This is a genomic window from Nocardia brasiliensis IFM 10847, assembly GCF_000710915.1.
Taxonomy (GTDB): domain Bacteria; phylum Actinomycetota; class Actinomycetes; order Mycobacteriales; family Mycobacteriaceae; genus Nocardia; species Nocardia brasiliensis_A.
In genome coordinates, this window is record NZ_BAUA01000144.1 from 19409 (window position 1) to 36385 (window position 16977).

Sequence of the window (16977 nt, forward strand, 5' to 3'; positions counted from 1 at the left end):
GATATCCGGGGCCTTAGCTCAATTGGCAGAGCACTGCCTTTGCAAGGCAGGGGTTAGGGGTTCGATTCCCCTAGGCTCCACTCGTAGGCGGCTCATGCTCACACAGGGCGTGAGCCGTTCTCGTTCCGCGTATTTTGTGGGGGCGCAGCCCCCACGCCCCGCCCGGCGGGCTTCGCCCCCGGACCCCCTCCCACGTGCACGCCGGGAGGGCTCGCCCTTCGGGCTTCGGGTGCCGATGGTTGCGTGGTTCGCGGGTGCTCGCCCTTCGGGCTTCGGGTATCGACGTTTGCGTAGTTCGCCGGTGCTCGCCCTGCCGGACTTGCGATCGTGTCGGTGATCCGCCGTGGTTGGTCAAAGGCGTCGACGCTCGGTCGGCGAATGATGCCGCTAGGTCGCCACAGGATTTCGGTGTCCTCGGTCGTGGTGACATGAGGCGACTTGACCGGGTGACGGTCGGCCTTCGAAAAGTGTGCCGGTTCAGGGGAAATCAGGGGTTCGTCGCGGTCCAGGCGCGGAATGCGGTGATGAACTCTTCGGGGGCGTCGGACTCTACGTAGGTGCCGGCACCCTTGACGATGACGGTTTTGTGGTCGGGGAAGGTGGCTTCCAGGCGTTCGCGTTCTTGCGGGCGGAAGGCGATGTCGGCGTCGCCCCAGACGATCAGGGTCGGCAGGTGGGCGATATCCGCGTGACCCGCTTCCAGTTCAGCGAAGAAGGCGCGGCTGGACAGGACGCTGCGCGGGAAGACCGCGGTGGCCTTGCGGCGCTCCGGAGTGCTCATCGGCCGGCGGTAGTGGGCCATCTCGGCGGCTGTCGGCTTGCGCCGCTTGTGGCCCAGGGGAATGAACACGTTGACGACGAAGTTCAGGCGCCGAGCCAGCAAGCGTCCCGGGGGGCCGCCGAAGATGCGCGAGAAGTACTCGAAGTGGAAGACGCCGTTGACCGGCCAAGCCCAGGTGTCGGCGAGCACGAGCCGATCGAAGACGCCGGGCCGCCGCTGCACTGTGGCCAGGCCGATCAGTCCGCCCCAGTCCTGACCGACCAGGGTGACCCGATTCAGGTCGAGCGTGTCTACGAACGCGGTGACCACATCGGCGTGTTCTTCGGGCAGGAAGCCGTAACCGGGTGCGGCCGTGGACAACCCGAAGCCCGGGTAGTCGAGGGCGATGCACCGGAAATCGTCGCGCAGTGCGCGGATCACCTCGCGCCAGAGGAACGACCAGGTCGGATTGCCGTGCAGGAGTAGCAGAGTCGGGCCTGACCCCTCGTCGACGTAATGCACGGTGTGCCCGTCGATCTGGACGAAACGGCTCTCGAACGGGAACAGACTGTCGTCGACCCATGCTGGTCGCGCACTCTCGGTGATCTCGGCCATGGCGGCCCCCTCTCGGCTCGGCCCCGCGATATGCTTGAGCATTTCAAGTGCACTTTATAAAGTCAAGTAGAGGGCAGGATGCGTAGTTACGGTCAGTACTGTGGGCTCGCCCGATCGCTGGAGGTGGTCGGCGATCGGTGGAATCTGCTCATCGTGCGTCAGCTGCTGCTCGGCCCCGCGCGTTATCGGGACCTGATCGAGGGCCTGCCCGGCATCGCGACCAACCTGCTCGCCGACCGGCTGCGCGACCTCGAGACCGCAGGTGTGCTCGAGCGGCGACTGGCCGGCACGAGCAATGTGGTCGAGTACGCCCTCACGCCGTGGGGCGCCGAGCTGCGGGAGCCGATCGAGGGACTGATCCGCTGGTCCACCCCGTTGATGGTGCGCGGGGCCGAGGGTGACGCCTTCCGTCCCGAGTGGCTCGCCCTCGCCGTTCCGGCCCTGCTCGCCACTCGGGTCGAGCACCGTCGCGCCGCGGTGGTCGGCCTCGAGATCGGCGGCTCGCTCTTCCAGCTCCGTGCGACGGCGACCGGCTTCGAGATCGGGTCACATGACGGCGGCGACCTCGATGCCACGGTCCGCGCCGATCCGGCGGGTGTACTCGGTCTGGCCGCGGGCGCGCTCACCCTGGACGGTGCGCGCACCTTCGGGCTGGTCGAGATCGACGGCGACGAGTCCGTCGTCCGCGCGGTCTTCGCCGCCTGACGACGCAAGCCACACCAAGATCGTTCCGGCGGAACGGAATCGGCGTAGCCGACGCGCCGGGACCTGGTCGTGCGCCGGAACCAACCAGTAGGGTGAGAGGCATGAAGATTCTGGTCGTTGTGGGTGCTGTGGTCGCTGTTCTCGTCGGTATCTCGAAGTTGCGCCGGCGCAGCGACGCGGACATGTGGCACGAGGTCACCACCCGCTGATTTCCACCCGCTCGATCTCTCGAACATGAGTTCGACTCGAGGTAGGGTCTGGACGGTGCCTCAACTTTCGCGCCGGGACCGAGCCAGGATCAACCTCGAGCAGGTTCGCGAACAGCTGCTGGACGCGGCGGCCTTCGGTAAATACCTCCCGCCCGAGCAGCTGGAGCACGCGGCGGGAAAGATCGCCGAGGGGTTACGCGTCTACACCGAGCTGACGCGGGACCGGGATTGAACCCGGCCCGGTTCACAGCTCGACCGCGGCGGCCGCCAGCCGGGCCCGGACCTCGGCGTCGGGCCAGTGCCGGATCTCGTAGCGGCGCGGCGCGAGATCGGGGATCGGGGTGAGCCCGACCATGTCGACGACCGTGGCGAACGGGACGGTGAACAGCACCGACTTCTCGCCGTTCTCCTCGACGCAGAACATCACGTAATCGGCTTCCGGCAGGAAATAGTCGACCCCTTCACCCCAGATGGTGACGGTGTAGGGCCCGCTGTCGGCGCCGATGTACATGACGGAACCGACGTAGGCGCTCTCGATATCGCCGTTGGCGGTCTCGATGGCGAGGCGCACGTCGAGTTGCTCGTTCAGGACGCGTCCTTGGGCCTCGTACTCGGTCAGCGCCAAACCACAGCGGGCCCGTTGGACGAAGGGCAGGTGCTGGTGGCGGGGCGATTGATCGAGCGGGATCACGGCGCCGTCGTCGTCGACCGTGTAACCCTGCGGTGAGATCTGGCGGACCGCCTCGCGGTACTGCTTCTCCACGTATTCGTAGAGGGGACCGAGGTCGCCGGCGTCGGGGGCGATGATCAACGTGTCGACGTCGGGCAGGAACGCGATCGGCCGCTGCTCGCCGTCGCCGCAACCGGCGAGCCAGCCGGGGATCAGCGGCCAGGACGTGCAGTAGCCGTCACCGTCGTCGCCGAAGAACAGCACGCCCGATTCCTTGAAACCGCCGGAACCCACCTTGGCCGTGAGGTTTTCGCGGGCGGCGGCGAACACCTCGGCGTCCTCGACACCCCATTCCGCGAGCATCACGTCGTTGACGATGGAGCGCGAGTTCGGCAGGTCCACCGCGACCAGCTCGTTCAGGAACGGCAGGGCGGGACGGGTGAGCGGGACCATGTCGTGGCCGCTGGTGGTGCCGATCCCGAAGGTCTCCGAGCGCAGGATGGGCAGCAACGAGGACCGCACCTGCGGCCAACCGGGTATCGCCGCGGAGTCGGTCGGGGTGGCGATGAAGCGGGCGATCCGGGTGGCGCGTTCATCCTCGGGCAGGTCGTGCGTTTCCCGGAAGATGTTGCCCAGGAAGAGCTCCCACCCGCTCGACAGGCGGATGACGAACTCCTCCGGGTCGTATTCCGCCCCTTGCTCACCCGCGTCGGTCAGCTGCTGCAAGACGAGCGCCGCGAACTGGTCGGCATCGCTCCCGAGATTCTCCACGCGGCCACCATAACCGCGGTCTCCGGACGGTCGCACGGGAAAAGCGCCGGGGTCACTCCGCGGAGAGCGGGCCGTGCCGGTCGAGGTGCAGATAGGTGTAGCCGGTTACGACCAGGCACACGGCGGTGGCGGTGATCAGCATCGCCCAACCCGCGACCACCATGCTGAGCAGACCACCGAGCAGCGCGCCGAGCGCGAAACTCACATACAGCAGGAAGTAGCCGAGCCAGTCCGCGTAGTCGCCGCCGCTGATGTGGCGTTCGATGCCCTGCGCCATCTTCACCAGCGTTCCGGTGACATAGCTGAGCGGCACCGACACTTCGCCGTCCTTCACGAACGAGGTGTTGAGCGCGCCGACGCCGAACGCGACGAACAGGATCGGCACGAAGTCGATATCGGGTGCGTTCTGGATGCGGGCCAGGTCGATGATCGAGGCGGTGGCCAGGCTGAAGGTGGTCAGCAGCGTCGGGCCGTGCGGGTGCCCGGACCAGAAGTGCCGCCGGCACCAGGAGGCGACCACCACGCCGCCGACGAACGACGCGAGCAGGCAGGCCGCCGCGAGCGCCGTGTCCTTCTGGTCGTGGAAGTGCCCGAGGATGGCGCGCTCAGTGTTACCGGTCATGAACGTGACGAAATAGCCCGCGGTATGCATGAACGCCGCGGCACCGATCAAACCGGCCAACGCGGCCAGTACCCAGGACAATCTGGCCTCGTTGTCGAACAGTGCCCGCCTACGCTCTTCGTTCGGTTCAGGCACAGCTCAGACTCCTTTTAGAGGCGAATGTGTCCCCATCAGTGATACCTGCTCCGCGCCGGGGTGCGCAGCTGCGGCGCGGCGAGTTGCCGGGAGATCACTCGCGGCGATGTGCGGTGGCTTTCAATGCGCCGATCGGTATCCCGGCGGTAACCCAGTGTCGCGAAAGTGCCGTCTTCCGAGTTCACCGACGGTGACGCATGATGTTGTCAGTTACAAGAAGTAACCAAGAAGGCCGGTCGGAGACAGCGACGACAGCCAGTGCACCCGTCGTCGGGCGACCGGCCGGTGTGACCGGTAGCACGCAAGATCGGAGCCTCGGCATGACCAGCACGGTGACCTCTTTCGCGGATCTGGAAACGGAATTCGACGACTTCGTCGGCCACATCGGCTACGCCACCATGGTGACCGTCGACCGACGGAACCGGCCGCGCACCCGCGTGCTGATTCCCATCTGGGAGAACGCGGACGGCGTTCCGGTCGGCTGGCTCGCGACCTACAAGACCCCCGTCAAATCCGCGCACATCGCGGCCAACCCGCACGTGAACTTCTCCTACTGGGCCCCGGGCAACAACTCGGTGGCGGTGGACGCGACCGCCGGGTGGATCGACGCGCCCGAGACCAGGCAGCGGGTCTGGCAGCTGTACCGGCAGACCAGTCCGCCTGGCGCCGGCTACGACCTCGGCCGGTTCTGGCGCTCGCCGCAGGATCCGAAGCTGCAGATCCTGCGCTTGGATCCGTGGCGGATCCAGGTGATCCGCGGGCGGGATCTGCGCAGCCGGATCTGGCAGGCGCCGGAACCGGTCGAGCGGGCCGCCGGCTGAACCGGCACGGAAAGTCCACCTGTGCCGGTTACCGTGCACGAGTGGATTCCGTGCTCGATTTCCTGCTGACCGAACCGCTCGCCACGACGCCGCTCGATGATGTCGGCGCGGCCTGGACCCGGCATCGGGTGGCGGCGAACCGTTTCGACAAACCGGTCGATATCGCCGTCGCGGGCGGGTTCGGCGCCGACCGCCTCGGCTATGCGTTCCTGTCCGGATACCAGGAGGCGGTGCGCACGCTCATTCCCGGCCTGGCCGATGACGAGCTGGTCGCGCTGTGTGCGACGGAGGCGGGCGGCGGACATCCCGCGGCGATCGAGACGACGGTGACCGAGACGCACGGTGAGGTCCGGCTCAACGGCACGAAAACCTTTGCGACGCTGGGCATGCCGGCGCAGCGGCTGGTGGTGATCGCCAGTGTGGGGGCGGGCCCGGACGGCCGGAATCGCTTGCGCGCCACCACGGTCGAGTTGCCGCAACCAGGCGTGCAAATGACGGGCCTGCCCACGACGGCGTTCGCGCCGGAGATCCCGCACGCGATGATCATTCTTACCGACGTCGCGGCCACGGTCCTGCCCGGTGACGGCTACCTGGACTATCTCAAGCCGTTCCGCACCATCGAGGACATCCACGTGCTCGCCGCCACGCTCGGCTGGCTGGTGCGGGTGGCGCGGGCGTCGGCGTGGCCGCAGTCGGTGCTCGAGCGGCTGCTGACCGGCGTCGCGGCGGTGCGCGGGCTGGATATCGACGCGCCGGGCTCGCCTGGTGTGCACATCGCGCTCGGTGGCGTGTTCGAGTTCGTCCAGCGTTTGTCGGCCGAGCTGGATTCGCTGTGGGGGTCGGCGGATTCGCTGACACGGGAGCGGTGGGAGCGGGATCGTCCGCTGCTCGGGGTCGCCGGGCGGGTGCGCGAGCAGCGGCTGGCAACGGCTTGGCGATCGGTATTGCCGGGTGCTGAGCAAGCCGGCTGACCCGGTCCAGAAATGGGGAGCGGGCCTCGGCGAAGGGGGGGAGTTAGCCGAGGCCCGCGTAAGGTCGGCCCGGGGGGGAGGGGCCGACGTGAATGATCCTACGCGATGATTCGCGATTGTGTGCGCGTGGGGAGCGCCACTTTCTCGACTTTTTCCGGGCCCGCGATCTTTCCCGTAGGCGGGGGTCGTTTCGGCGGCGGAATCCGCGCGGAATCCGCTCGGCGCGGAGGTGGCTTGGTGTTTGCCAAAACCGCTGTTGCGCAGGTCGATACCTACGTACACCGCAGTGCGGCGCAGGGATGGGGATCGGTGCGCCAAACATGCCGACCGGTCTCTGTGTGTCGAGGATCGCTGTCGGAACATGCGGTACACGCCGTGTCCGAGGGTGAATATGCCGCGTGTCGGTGCTTGGCGGCGTGTCCGGACCGTCGCTGCGCCCGGGGCGCACCCGCGTTCGTGATTCACCGGTGCGCGGTGCTGTGTCGGTCGGATGTTCAACTCGCCCGGTCGGTTTGGTGGCGAGGGGTGCTCGGGTCGAGTAGCGCCCGAGGGTGAATCGGGTAGTGCGCTACGCACGACGATGTGGGGTTCCCGGAGGGACTATTCAACCGGTCGCACTTCGATCCGGCACCCCCGAGCACCGCCTGGATCGAGGTGCGACCTTCGTGTGCCGTGGGGGCCTGACCGATTCGGGTCTGGGCAATCGGAGAAGATCTCTGTACCTTGTATAGAGAAAAGGTGCCCGTCGATCCCGGACAGGAGCAGCACCGGCGGCGGGACTTTCCGCGACACGGGTGACGAACAAATCGGATGAACTTGTCGGTGGGTAGCGCAATACTGACACGAATCGGCCAGCGACCCGATCACGCGAATTGGCCGGCGTCGGATCTACCGGCGTCGCGCAAATACATCCTATGAAAACTCACGAATCTCAGGAGAGTCATGCCCGACGCAATAGTCGCCGAGGGTCTGGTCAAACGATACGGCCGGCTGGTCGCGCTCGACGGACTCGATCTCACGGTCCCGGAGGGGACCGTCACCGCGCTGCTCGGCCCGAACGGCGCAGGTAAAACTACTACCGTCCGGGTGCTGAGCACGCTGTTGATACCGGATGCCGGTCGGGCCACCGTCGCGGGTATCGACGTGCTCGCCGACCCGCGCGCCCTGCGCTCCCGGATCGGGGCGTCCGGCCAATATGCCGCCGTCGACGAATATCTGACCGGCTTCGAGAATTTGGAAATGGTCGGCCGGCTGTATCACATGGGCGTGCAGCGGAGTAAGGAACGGGCGCGGGAACTGCTCGACCGTTTTCGGCTCAGCGATGCCGCCGACCGCCCGGTGAAAGGTTATTCCGGCGGCATGCGCCGGCGGCTCGACCTGGCGGGAGCGCTGGTGGCGAACCCGCCGGTGCTGTTCCTGGACGAGCCCACCACCGGCCTCGATCCGCGCGCCCGGCTCGACCTCTGGGACGTCATCGAGGAGCTGGTGGCGGGCGGCACCACGCTGCTGCTCACCACGCAGTACATGGACGAGGCGGATCGGCTGGCCGACGCCATCGCGGTGATCGACCACGGCAAGGTCATCGCGCGCGGCACCGCCGACGAGCTCAAGACGATGGTCGGCGGCGATCGGATCGAGCTCACCGTCGACCACGTGGACAACCTCGGCGTCGCTTCGCAGGTGCTGAAAAGCTTGGCGGACGGGGAGATTCACGTCGAACCGGGGTTGCGGCGGATCACCGTGCCGGTGTCCGACGGGTCCCAGGCACTGGTCGCGGCGATCAACAAGCTCGCCGAGAACGACGTGAAACTGCACGATGTCGGACTGCGCCGGCCCTCGCTCGACGACGTGTTCCTCACCCTCACCGGACATGAAGCCGAGGAACTCGTCAACGGCGAAGGCGCGGGCGAGCTCGAAACCACGGAAGGAAAGACACGATGACCGTGGCGATTCCGGTCGTCGACCGGCCCTCGATCGGGGAGAAGCTGGCCATTGTCGTCAGCGATAGCCTGACCATTGCCAAACGCGGCGTTATCAAGATCAAGCGAGTGCCCGACGTTTTGATCTTCTCGACCCTCTCGCCGATCATGTTCGTGCTGTTGTTCGCCTATATTTTCGGCGCGGCGATCGACGTGCCCGGCATGTCCGGCGGCTATCGGGAATTCCTGATCGCGGGCATTTTCGCGCAGACCGTGGTGTTCGGCGCCTCGTTCACCGGCGCCGCACTGGCCGAGGACATGCAGAAGGGCATCATCGACCGGTTCCGATCGCTGCCCATGGCCCCCTCGGCCGTGCTGATCGGGCGCACGCTCAGTGACGTGGTGATCAACGTGGTCAGCCTGACCGTGATGTCGCTGACCGGGTTGGTGGTCGGCTGGCGGATCCGCGGTTCGTTCCTGGACGCGGTGCTGGCGTACGCATTGCTGCTGCTGTTCGCCTATGCGGTGTCCTGGATCATGGCGGTGGTCGGGCTGCTGGTGCGCACGCCCGAGGTGTTCAACAACGCCAGCTTCATGGTGGTGTTCCCGCTGACCTTCATCGGCAACACCTTCGTGCCGAGCGAGAAGCTGCCGTCGGTGCTGCGGGTCGTCGCCGAGTGGAATCCGGTGTCCGCGTTGACTCAGGCGACGCGCGACCTGTTCGGCAACACCAGCCCGCTGGCGCCCACCCCGGGGGCGTGGTCGCTCCGGCATCCGGTGGCGACCACGCTCGTCTGGGTGGTGGTGATCATGGTGGTGTTCGTGCCGCTGGCGATCCGGCAGTACAAGAAAGCCGTCAGTCGCTGATCAGCGTCCGTTCTCCGCGCCGGCGCCTGCTACCGGGGTCGGCGCGGAGCCGTTGCGGGAGTACCCGATCCGCGGCGGTTCCGGGGCGGGCGCGGGTGGCTGCGGTCGCTTGCTGCGTATCAGCAGGGCCACGCCACCCGCGAGCGCGACGGCCGCCGCGACAATCAGCCGGTACCGGGTACGTGCGGATACATGTAGGCGCCCCAAGGTCATTGGCCCATGCTGGCACAACCGCGTAGTTCATGCAGTATCTCCAGCTCAGCAGTTCGTCCCGGGTCGAAACGAGCGACTCTCGCCGCCGCGTGGCGGGTTCGCCGCGGCGGGACCGTAGCATTGCGGCGTGACCTCACCGAACCAGACCGCTGTGGCGACGCTCCACACGAATCGCGGCGATATCAGGATCTCGCTCTTCGGTAACCACGCCCCCAAGACGGTCCGCAATTTCGTCGGCCTGGCCGACGGCTCGGCTTCGTACACCACCCCGAACGCGAGTGGCGGCAGCACCGGCCCGTTCTACGACGGCGCCGTCTTCCATCGGGTGATGGCCGGGTTCATGATTCAGGGCGGCGACCCGACCGGCACCGGTCGCGGCGGCCCGGGGTACGAGTTCGGCGACGAATTCCACCCGGAACTGCGCTTCGATCGCGGCTACCTGCTGGCGATGGCCAACGCCGGACCGGCGACCAACGGTTCGCAGTTCTTCATCACTGTCGGCCCGCAGCCGCATCTCAACCGCAAGCACACCATCTTCGGTGAGGTCGTCGATCCGGAGTCGCGCAAGGTGGTCGACGCGATCGCCACGACGCCGACCGATCGCAACGACCGCCCCCTGGAACCCGTCGAAATCACCAAGATCACGATCGAATGAGACTATGACCGCTCAGCCGCCCGCACCCACGTGCGTCCGTCACCCGAATCGTCCGACCGGTCTGGCGTGCACACGCTGCGGACGGCCGTCCTGCCCGGAATGCCTGCGTCCGGCGTCGGTCGGCCAGCACTGCGTCGACTGTCTGCGCCAGGATCAGCGTGATGTGGCCCCGGTGCGTACCGTCGCGGGCGCACCGGCGCCGCGCGGATCGTTGCCGTTCGTGACCTACGCGCTGATCGCGGTCAATGTGGCGATCTTCGCGGTGACCGCGGCCCAGGCGCAGAGCCTGCTGGAAAACCGCGCCTCTGATCTGTTTCTGCGCTGGGTGCTGTACCCGCCCGCGGTCGCCGACGGTCAGTGGTGGCGCGTGCTGGGTTCGGGCTTCCTGCACTACGGTCCGATTCATCTGCTGCTCAACATGTTCGCGCTGTATGTGATCGGCCGGGACGCGGAGCTGGTGCTCGGCCGGCTGCGCTACCTCTCGGTGTATCTGGTGTCGCTGCTCGGCGGTGCCGCGGCGGTCATGGTGTTCGCCCAGGACAGTGCCACCGCGGGTGCGTCCGGCGCGGTGTACGGCCTGTTCGGCGCGATCACCGTGATCCTGATCCGGCTGCGGCAGAACCCGAATCAGATGCTGATCCTGATCGCCATCAACGTGTTCATCAGCTTCTCCTTGCCCGGCATCTCGCTGTGGGGTCACCTGGGCGGCCTGGCGGCGGGCACTCTGGCGACGCTGGGCATCCTGTTCCTGCCGGGCTGGCTACGGGCGAAATCGCCGCAGGCGGCGCGGCTCATCGGCTGGAGCGCGGTGGCCGTGGTCGCGCTGATCTCGCTCGCGGTGATCGGTGCGACCGCGATGTCGTTGACCTGACCGGGTTCTCGGCTTCACGTGAAACACGAGCGGGTCGCTCGGCTCGGGTTCAACGGGTGGTTTTGCCGGACAGCCGCAGTGCGCGAACGAGAGCGGCATGCACCTCGTCGGGCCGGGCGCCCAGATCCCAGCGTCCGAAGATGAGCAGGCGCTCGGTGTCGGCATGGTTCACGTCGATCTCCAGCATCGGCATCTTGCGGCCGAGGCGGCGATAGTCGACGACGCGAGCCCGGATGATCTGTTCGCGGGTGTATTCGTCCGGGCCGAACAGGGTGCGGACCACCATCCGTGGATCCGCGCCGGGAACGACGCTGAGCCGGGGGCGCTGCCGGAAGCCGAGCCCGGCCAGCGCGAGCAGGCCGACCGCCGCCAGGCCGGTGAGCAACCGGGCCGGCGCGTCGCCGGCGAAGATCGTCGCCACGGCCAGCAGCACGCCGCCGCCCGTGACGGCCGCGAGGGCGGCGGCGGGGGTGGTCCAGGCCAGCTGCGCCGAGTTGTCACCAGGCGGCTGAGCAGGAGATTCAGACGTCACGGGCCACTTTCCCCAGTGCTGCGCGAGTTGTCCACAGATTTATCCACAGGTGTGTATGAATGACACGTCTGTAATCCAGATGTGGTGTCTGCGTCACCTTCGGCCACCCAGATGTGGTGTCAGCGCCACCGCATGGTCATGATCAGACCGACGACCATGAGGCCGAATCCGATCAAGAAGTTCCACGCGTTCAGATCGCTCATCCAGCTGATGTGATCGGCGGCGATGTAGTAGACCAGCAGCCAGGCCAGCCCGGCGAGCATGAAACCGAGCATGATGGTGACGTACCAGACCGGCGAGGGGCCGACCTTGACCTTCACCGGAGTCCGGCTGGCGGGGTTGATCGTGTAGTCGGTCTTCTTACGGACCTTCGACTTCGGCATGACGTCCTCGTGTTCGGCGTTCAGGTCGGTACCGGCGGGCAAACGCGGTGTGCCGAGTGGTGGTGCCGAGCTCGCTCGCCGCTGTGGACAAGGCTCTGGCTGCCCTCCGGTGTGCCTCTAGGCTATCCCAACTGGTATTGGATGCGACGCGGTGTCATGCGGGGACGTAATCTCAGAGCATGCGAGTTCTGGTCGTCGACAATTACGACAGCTTCGTCTTCAACCTGGTCCAGTACCTCGGACAGTTGGGTGCCGAGGCGGTCGTGTGGCGCAACGACGACCCGAATCTGGCCGACGTCGACGCGGTGGTCGCCCAGTTCGACGGCATCCTGATCAGCCCCGGCCCCGGTACCCCGGACCGTGCGGGCGCCAGCATCGAGCTGGTCCGCGCCTGCGCCCGGCACGCGGTGCCGTTGCTCGGCGTGTGCCTCGGCCACCAGGCGATCGGCGAGGCGTTCGGCGCGACCGTGACCCGCGCTCCTGAACTGCTGCACGGCAAGACCAGCTCGGTCTTCCACATCGGGGCGGGTGTGCTGGCCGGGCTGCCCGACCCGTTCACCGCGACCCGTTATCACTCGCTCACCGTGCTGGAAGAGACTTTGCCCGCGCAGATCGAAGTGCTCGGCCGCACCGAGAGCGGCATCGTGATGGCGATGCGGCACCGCACGCTGCCCATCCAGGGCGTGCAGTTCCATCCCGAATCGGTGCTGACCCAGGGCGGGCACCGGATGCTGGCCAACTGGCTCGGCATCTGCGGCGAGCGCCCCGCCGAGGGGCTCGTGGAAATGCTCGAGGCGGAGGTCGCCGCGCTGGTGCTGCAGTGAGGCGCCGCAACGGTCACAGCTGCGGACGGATCGGTCTCGACTCGCCGCAAGGTGCGGCGTAGTGGCAGCCCGGCCCCACGTTTTGCTGTCCGTCGCAGTGAGCGTCGACGGGTACATCGATGACGCGAGTCCGCAACGGCTGCGCCTGTCCGGCCCGGCCGATTTCGACCGGGTCGACCAGGTCCGCGCGGACTCCGACGCGATTTTGATCGGCGCGCAAACCCTGCGCCGGGACAATCCGCGCTTGCTGGTGGACAGCGCCGAGCGCCGGGCCGCGCGTGTTGCGGCGGGCAAGCCGGAGTATCCGGTGAAGATCACGGTCACCGCCGGCGGTGACCTCGATCCCGGGTTGCGGTTCTGGCGCCACGGCGGTGACAAACTCGTCTACACCACCGATGCGGGTGCGGCGCGCATCGGGAACCGGCTGGCCGGGCTCGCCGAAGTCGTCACGCTCGGCGCCGAACTCGACTTCGGCACACTGCTCGACGATCTCGGCCGTCGCGGCATCGCACGCCTCATGGTCGAGGGTGGCACCCGGATCCACACCGCGTTCCTCGCCGCCGATCTGGCGGACGAACTACATCTCGCGGTCGCTCCCCTCCTGGTAGGCGACCGTGCGGCACCCCGATTCCTCGATCCCGCGAGTTTTCCCGGCTCGCCGCATCGCCGTATGCAGCTGGCCGGGGTAGACAAGGTCGGTGACGTCGCGGTGCTGATCTACCTGCCCAAGGCGGGTATGCGCTGAGTCCCGCAGCTCCGGCCGGGGGCGATGCGAGGATGGACAAGGGATACGGACCCGGATCGGAAGGCGCTCGATGGGTGACACGCAGGACGTGCGATTCATGCGGCAGGCGATCGAGCTGGCGCGCGACTGCCCGCCGAGCGCGACGGCGTTCTCCGTCGGCGCGGTGATCGTCGCCGCCGGGGTAGCGATCGCCACCGGGTACTCCCGCGAGACCGACGACAAGGTGCACGCCGAGGAATCCGCGCTGAACAAGCTGGACGCGGCCGACCCGCGACTGTCTGCGGCCACGATCTACACCACGCTGGAGCCGTGTTCGCAGCGCGGCACCGCCACCCGGCTGCCGTGTACGGATCGAATCCTGCGCGCGGGGATCCCCCGGGTGGTCCTGGCCTGGCGCGAACCCGCGACCTTCGTGACCAACTGCGTCGGTGTGGAAAAGCTGCGGGAGCACGGCGTCGAGGTGGTCGAGCTGACCGAGTTGGCAGCGGAGGCGATGTCGATGAACCGCCACCTCGATCTGTCCCGCTGACTGACGGTCCCCCTCGCCCGAAGCCGAGTCGTCAGCGGTCGACCGGATTCACGGCCGCCCGTAGACCGCTGTCACGAATTCGCCGATTTGGTTGTCGTCGAGGTGACGGGCCAGGTCGGCTTCGCTGATCATGCCGACGAGGCGCTTGTTGTCGATCACCGGCATTCGCTTGATCCGGTGACTTTCCATCTCGTCGAGCACTTCTTCGATATCGGCGTCGGCGGCGACCCAGCGTGGCGTCGACTCGCAGAGCTCGGCGGCGCGGGTGGTGCCGGGCGAGCGGCCCTGCGCGATGCACTTCACCACGATGTCGCGGTCGGTGATGATGCCGCACATCCGATCGTTGTCGTCGGCGATGACCAGCGAGCCGACGCCGAGTTCGGCCATCACGCGGGCGGCCTTGCCGACGGTCTCGTCCTTCGCGATCCACTGCGCACCGGGTTTCATGATGTCCCTGGCGGTCGTCATGGTTTCCTCCTCGCTACTCAGCACAGCTGATTCGGATGGAGCACACCAATTCTGCCGCTGAACACACCGACTGGTCGGTGCTTTGCGGCAACTGCCGAAACAGAATGAGCGGACCCGAAGGTCCGCTCATCCACTGCGCGCGAAGTTCCGGCTCGACTACGGCGGGCCGAGCACCCCGACGCCGACCTGCACCGCGCCGCTCTTCGGGAGCGAACCACCCGCGGCCGGCGCCTGGGTGATGATGCGGCCGACGCTGCCCGCGTCGAACGTGCCCTGGGGCGACTGGCTGATCTGGCTCTGCGAGCCGGTCCAGCCCTCCTTCTGCAGCTTGTCCACCGCCTGCGCGACCGTGAGCCCGGTCAGCGACGGCATCTTGATCTGATCGCTGGACACCTGGACGACGACGGTCGAACCCTTCTCGACCGTCGTGCCGCCGGCCGGGCTGGTCGCGAGCACCTCACCGACCGGACGACTGGACGGCACCTTCTCGATCGTGATCTTGAAACCGGCGCTGTCCACCAGATTCGGCCGGGCGACCTCGATGTCCTGACCGACCACATTGGGCACGCGGATCGGTTCCGGGCCGGAGCCGAGGGTCACCACGATGACCCGGTCGGCGTCCACCCGCGACCCGGCCGACGGGTCCTGCCCGATGACCTTGTCCTTCTCCTGTGTGCTGGACGGCTTGCGCTGCACGTTCGGGTCCATCTGCAAGCTGTTCTTGCGCAGTTCGGCCTCGGCCTCCTGCTGGGTCAGCCCGTCGAGCTTGGGCACCTGCACCTGGGTGGGACCGGTGGACACCTGCACGGTGATGGTGCTGCCCTTGTCCACCCGCGAGCCGCCCAGCGGCTGGGTGGCGATGACGTTGCCGGTCGCGACCTTGCTGTCGGCCTTCTGGAAGCTGGCGACGGAGAAGCCGGCCTTCTGCAGCGCGTCGATCGCCTGCTGCGAGGACTTGCCCGAAACATCGGGCACCGTCACCTGATCCGGCTTGCTGCCCGGTCCGATCAGCACCCAGAACAGGGTGAACGCGACGGCGACCGCGGCGGCCGCGGCGACGGCGAGGTAGATCGTGCGGCGCGGGCCGCCGGGATCCACCGACGCCTGCTCGGAGGTGTCGTCGTTGCGTTCGATGGTGCGGTAGCTGCGCGGCGCGGGCTCGTTGTTGCCGAAGACGGTGGTGCGGTCCTCGTCGGTCATCACCATCGGGGCGCTCGGCTTCTGCCCGCCGAGCACTCTGATCAGGTCCGCGCGCATCTCGGCCGCGCTCTGGTAGCGGTTGGCCGGATTCTTGCTCATCGCCTTGAGAATCACCGAGTCGAGCTCGCGGGGCACCCCGGGATGCACGTGCGAGGGCAGCCGCGGATCTTCCCGGACGTGCTGGTAGGCCACCGCAACGGGCGAGTCGCCGGTGAAAGGCGGTTCACCGGTGAGGATTTCGAACAGCACGCAGCCGACGGAGTACACGTCGGAGCGGGCGTCGACGGTCTCGCCGCGCGCCTGCTCGGGCGAAAGGTATTGCGCGGTACCGATCACCGCGGCGGTCTGGGTCATCGGGTTGGAACTGTCGGCGATCGCCCTGGCGATGCCGAAGTCCATCACCTTCACCGCGCCCGCGCGGTTGATCATGATGTTGGCGGGCTTCATGTCGCGGTGCACGATGCCGGCCTTGTGGCTGAAATCCAGTGCGGCACAGACGTCGGCGATGACCTCCATGGCCCGGCGCGGCGGCAGCGGACCCTTGCCGCGCACGATATCGCGCAGCGTCTCGCCGTCGACGTACTCCATCACGATGTAGGGCAGCGGACCGTCGTCGACCTTGGCCTCGCCGGTGTCGTACACCGCGACGATGGCCGGATGGTTCAGCGCGGCGGCGTTCTGTGCCTCCCGCTTGAACCGAAGGTAGAACGTGGGATCGCGGGCCAGGTCGGCGCGCAGCACCTTGATCGCGACATCCCGGCTGAGCCGTAGATCGCGCGCCTTGTGTACTTCGGACATACCGCCGAACCCGATGATCTCGCCCAGCTCGTAGCGGGAGGAGAGATTCTTCGGGGTCGTCATGGTTGTCCTTGCGAAGAAGTAGCGGGCGCGCCGACGGAGCCGGAGGGGCCTCGGGCTCCGGGAATCTCCGGAAATGGTATGTCGATCGTAGGAACTCGCGGCCGGGTTGTGGTCGGCGCGGTGGTCGTCGGTTTACTGCTCGTCGACGGCGTGGTCGTCGTCGGGGTCGGGGTGGTGGTGGTCGGCTCGGGGGTGGTGGTCGGCGGTTCCGTCGTGGTGGTCCGCTCGACCGTGGTCGGCGGCGGCGGAACAGGTTTCGGCGTCGTCGTGCTGGTCACCGGCGGGGGCGGCGGCTTCGGCGCGGGCACCGACGTCGTGGTCGTCGCCGGGCCCTTGTTCGGGTTGGTGTCGCCGCCGAACATCAGGTAGCCGACGGTGGCGACGAGCAGCACACCGGCCGCGACACCGGCCGCGGTCCACTTCTGAGTTGTGGTGAAGCCCTTGTCTTTCGGCGGCACCCGGTTGCCGCCGGTGCCGGGGTTGAGCATCGTCGCGGGCGCCGCGCCCGTGGCCTGGCCCGCCGCGCCGAGCGCACCGCCGGCCGGCGTCGAATAGCGCACCGTCGCGCCGTCGAAATCCGAAGGGGTGGACGGCAACACGACGGTGGGGCCGGGCGGCAGCACCCGGGTGG

Annotated in this window: 20 protein-coding genes, 1 tRNA gene and 1 pseudogene; 13 read left to right on the plus strand and 9 right to left on the minus strand. The window is 67.5% G+C overall.

From position 1 onward, the window contains the following. Positions 1 to 7: 7 nt before the first annotated feature. Positions 8 to 80: transfer RNA gene (locus tag NBRGI_RS27560), tRNA-Ala, on the plus strand. 407 nt (positions 81 to 487) lie between these two features. Here the strand turns inward: NBRGI_RS27560 and NBRGI_RS27565 are convergent. Beyond that, complete coding sequence (locus tag NBRGI_RS27565; RefSeq protein ID WP_370627853.1) at positions 488 to 1417, minus strand: alpha/beta fold hydrolase; 930 nt, start codon at positions 1415 to 1417, stop codon at positions 488 to 490. Positions 1418 to 1453: 36 nt separating this feature from the next. Between NBRGI_RS27565 and NBRGI_RS27570 the strand changes: the two genes are divergently transcribed. The 3 genes from NBRGI_RS27570 to NBRGI_RS48230 all read left to right on the plus strand — a co-directional run bounded on the left by NBRGI_RS27570 (position 1454) and on the right by NBRGI_RS48230 (position 2521). Next, positions 1454 to 2080 (plus strand): winged helix-turn-helix transcriptional regulator, encoded by a 627-nt coding sequence (locus tag NBRGI_RS27570; protein ID WP_029900119.1) that lies wholly within the window; start codon positions 1454 to 1456, stop codon positions 2078 to 2080. A gap of 101 nt (positions 2081 to 2181) precedes the next feature. Beyond that, the gene (locus tag NBRGI_RS49250; protein ID WP_014980838.1) at positions 2182 to 2289 is read left to right on the plus strand and encodes a DLW-39 family protein; all 108 of its coding nucleotides are present in this window, start codon (positions 2182 to 2184) and stop codon (positions 2287 to 2289) included. Positions 2290 to 2344: 55 nt separating this feature from the next. After that, a complete protein-coding gene (locus NBRGI_RS48230) occupies positions 2345 to 2521 on the plus strand; it encodes a DUF6374 family protein (RefSeq protein ID WP_156055146.1) in 177 nt (58 codons plus the stop codon). A gap of 12 nt (positions 2522 to 2533) precedes the next feature. Here the strand turns inward: NBRGI_RS48230 and NBRGI_RS27585 are convergent, their stop codons facing one another. Together NBRGI_RS27585 and NBRGI_RS27590 are read right to left on the minus strand one after the other, a co-directional pair. Next, entirely contained in the window at positions 2534 to 3730 is a 1197-nt protein-coding gene (locus NBRGI_RS27585; RefSeq protein ID WP_051728071.1) for a hypothetical protein, read from the minus strand. Between the two features lie 52 nt (positions 3731 to 3782). Continuing rightward, a complete protein-coding gene (locus tag NBRGI_RS27590; RefSeq protein WP_081878256.1) occupies positions 3783 to 4487 on the minus strand; it encodes a YoaK family protein in 705 nt (234 codons plus the stop codon). A gap of 320 nt (positions 4488 to 4807) precedes the next feature. Between NBRGI_RS27590 and NBRGI_RS27595 the strand changes: the two genes are divergently transcribed. From NBRGI_RS27595 to NBRGI_RS27610, 4 genes are all read left to right on the plus strand, one after another. Then, the gene (locus tag NBRGI_RS27595; protein WP_029900122.1) at positions 4808 to 5308 is read left to right on the plus strand and encodes a pyridoxamine 5'-phosphate oxidase family protein; all 501 of its coding nucleotides are present in this window, start codon (positions 4808 to 4810) and stop codon (positions 5306 to 5308) included. Between the two features lie 41 nt (positions 5309 to 5349). After that, on the plus strand, positions 5350 to 6279 hold the full coding sequence (locus NBRGI_RS27600) for an acyl-CoA dehydrogenase family protein (protein WP_029900123.1): 930 nt from the start codon (positions 5350 to 5352) through the stop codon (positions 6277 to 6279). Between the two features lie 942 nt (positions 6280 to 7221). Next, complete coding sequence (locus NBRGI_RS27605) at positions 7222 to 8220, plus strand: daunorubicin resistance protein DrrA family ABC transporter ATP-binding protein (protein WP_036561140.1); 999 nt, start codon at positions 7222 to 7224, stop codon at positions 8218 to 8220. Beyond that, on the plus strand, positions 8217 to 9065 hold the full coding sequence (locus tag NBRGI_RS27610; RefSeq protein ID WP_051728072.1) for an ABC transporter permease: 849 nt from the start codon (positions 8217 to 8219) through the stop codon (positions 9063 to 9065). Before NBRGI_RS27605 ends, NBRGI_RS27610 begins: the two co-directional genes overlap by 4 nt. Here NBRGI_RS27610 and NBRGI_RS46695 read toward each other — a convergent pair whose 3' ends face one another. Continuing rightward, the gene (locus NBRGI_RS46695) at positions 9066 to 9278 is read right to left on the minus strand and encodes a hypothetical protein (RefSeq protein ID WP_042262458.1); all 213 of its coding nucleotides are present in this window, start codon (positions 9276 to 9278) and stop codon (positions 9066 to 9068) included. 127 nt (positions 9279 to 9405) lie between these two features. Between NBRGI_RS46695 and NBRGI_RS27615 the strand changes: the two genes are divergently transcribed. Both NBRGI_RS27615 and NBRGI_RS27620 read left to right on the plus strand, forming a co-directional pair. Continuing rightward, positions 9406 to 9933: a peptidylprolyl isomerase gene (locus NBRGI_RS27615; protein WP_029900126.1), complete on the plus strand. Its 528-nt coding sequence runs from the start codon at positions 9406 to 9408 to the stop codon at positions 9931 to 9933. Between the two features lie 4 nt (positions 9934 to 9937). Further along, positions 9938 to 10804: a rhomboid family intramembrane serine protease gene (locus tag NBRGI_RS27620; protein WP_029900127.1), complete on the plus strand. Its 867-nt coding sequence runs from the start codon at positions 9938 to 9940 to the stop codon at positions 10802 to 10804. Between the two features lie 49 nt (positions 10805 to 10853). Here the strand turns inward: NBRGI_RS27620 and NBRGI_RS27625 are convergent, their stop codons facing one another. Both NBRGI_RS27625 and crgA read right to left on the minus strand, forming a co-directional pair. After that, positions 10854 to 11336 (minus strand): PH domain-containing protein, encoded by a 483-nt coding sequence (locus tag NBRGI_RS27625; protein WP_029900128.1) that lies wholly within the window; start codon positions 11334 to 11336, stop codon positions 10854 to 10856. A gap of 119 nt (positions 11337 to 11455) precedes the next feature. After that, the gene (crgA, locus tag NBRGI_RS27630; RefSeq protein WP_014980849.1) at positions 11456 to 11719 is read right to left on the minus strand and encodes a cell division protein CrgA; all 264 of its coding nucleotides are present in this window, start codon (positions 11717 to 11719) and stop codon (positions 11456 to 11458) included. A gap of 179 nt (positions 11720 to 11898) precedes the next feature. On the opposite strand from crgA, the gene NBRGI_RS27635 reads away from it, so the two are divergent. The 3 genes from NBRGI_RS27635 to NBRGI_RS27645 all read left to right on the plus strand — a co-directional run bounded on the left by NBRGI_RS27635 (position 11899) and on the right by NBRGI_RS27645 (position 13817). After that, entirely contained in the window at positions 11899 to 12543 is a 645-nt protein-coding gene (locus tag NBRGI_RS27635) for an aminodeoxychorismate/anthranilate synthase component II (RefSeq protein ID WP_029900129.1), read from the plus strand. Positions 12544 to 12604: 61 nt separating this feature from the next. Continuing rightward, on the plus strand, positions 12605 to 13288 hold the full coding sequence (locus NBRGI_RS27640) for a RibD family protein (RefSeq protein WP_029900130.1): 684 nt from the start codon (positions 12605 to 12607) through the stop codon (positions 13286 to 13288). Between the two features lie 70 nt (positions 13289 to 13358). After that, positions 13359 to 13817, plus strand: coding sequence for a deaminase (locus NBRGI_RS27645; RefSeq protein WP_029900131.1), 459 nt, complete (start codon positions 13359 to 13361; stop codon positions 13815 to 13817). Positions 13818 to 13865: 48 nt separating this feature from the next. Here the strand turns inward: NBRGI_RS27645 and NBRGI_RS27650 are convergent, their stop codons facing one another. From NBRGI_RS27650 to NBRGI_RS49255, 3 genes and pseudogenes are all read right to left on the minus strand, one after another. Continuing rightward, complete coding sequence (locus NBRGI_RS27650; protein WP_029900132.1) at positions 13866 to 14285, minus strand: CBS domain-containing protein; 420 nt, start codon at positions 14283 to 14285, stop codon at positions 13866 to 13868. 156 nt (positions 14286 to 14441) lie between these two features. Next, a complete protein-coding gene (gene pknB / locus NBRGI_RS27655; RefSeq protein ID WP_029900133.1) occupies positions 14442 to 16346 on the minus strand; it encodes a Stk1 family PASTA domain-containing Ser/Thr kinase in 1905 nt (634 codons plus the stop codon). Next, positions 16343 to 16977, minus strand: a pseudogene (locus NBRGI_RS49255) (serine/threonine protein kinase); the annotation flags it as partial. The gene pknB and the pseudogene NBRGI_RS49255, both read right to left, overlap by 4 nt.

Excerpts from the sequence above, each read along its gene's own strand:
- NBRGI_RS27565 (WP_370627853.1), bottom strand. The coding sequence starts at position 1,417 with ATGCTCAAGCATATCGCGGGGCCGAGCCGAGAGGGGGCCGCCATGGCC.
- NBRGI_RS27570 (WP_029900119.1), top strand. The coding sequence starts at position 1,454 with ATGCGTAGTTACGGTCAGTACTGTGGGCTCGCCCGATCGCTGGAGGTG.
- NBRGI_RS49250 (WP_014980838.1), top strand. The coding sequence starts at position 2,182 with ATGAAGATTCTGGTCGTTGTGGGTGCTGTGGTCGCTGTTCTCGTCGGT.
- NBRGI_RS27595 (WP_029900122.1), top strand. The coding sequence starts at position 4,808 with ATGACCAGCACGGTGACCTCTTTCGCGGATCTGGAAACGGAATTCGAC.
- NBRGI_RS27605 (WP_036561140.1), top strand. The coding sequence starts at position 7,222 with ATGCCCGACGCAATAGTCGCCGAGGGTCTGGTCAAACGATACGGCCGG.
- NBRGI_RS27610 (WP_051728072.1), top strand. The coding sequence starts at position 8,217 with ATGACCGTGGCGATTCCGGTCGTCGACCGGCCCTCGATCGGGGAGAAG.
- NBRGI_RS46695 (WP_042262458.1), bottom strand. The coding sequence starts at position 9,278 with ATGACCTTGGGGCGCCTACATGTATCCGCACGTACCCGGTACCGGCTG.
- NBRGI_RS27620 (WP_029900127.1), top strand. The coding sequence starts at position 9,938 with ATGACCGCTCAGCCGCCCGCACCCACGTGCGTCCGTCACCCGAATCGT.
- crgA (WP_014980849.1), bottom strand. The coding sequence starts at position 11,719 with ATGCCGAAGTCGAAGGTCCGTAAGAAGACCGACTACACGATCAACCCC.
- NBRGI_RS27635 (WP_029900129.1), top strand. The coding sequence starts at position 11,899 with ATGCGAGTTCTGGTCGTCGACAATTACGACAGCTTCGTCTTCAACCTG.
- NBRGI_RS27645 (WP_029900131.1), top strand. The coding sequence starts at position 13,359 with ATGGGTGACACGCAGGACGTGCGATTCATGCGGCAGGCGATCGAGCTG.
- NBRGI_RS27650 (WP_029900132.1), bottom strand. The coding sequence starts at position 14,285 with ATGACGACCGCCAGGGACATCATGAAACCCGGTGCGCAGTGGATCGCG.
- pknB (WP_029900133.1), bottom strand. The coding sequence starts at position 16,346 with ATGACGACCCCGAAGAATCTCTCCTCCCGCTACGAGCTGGGCGAGATC.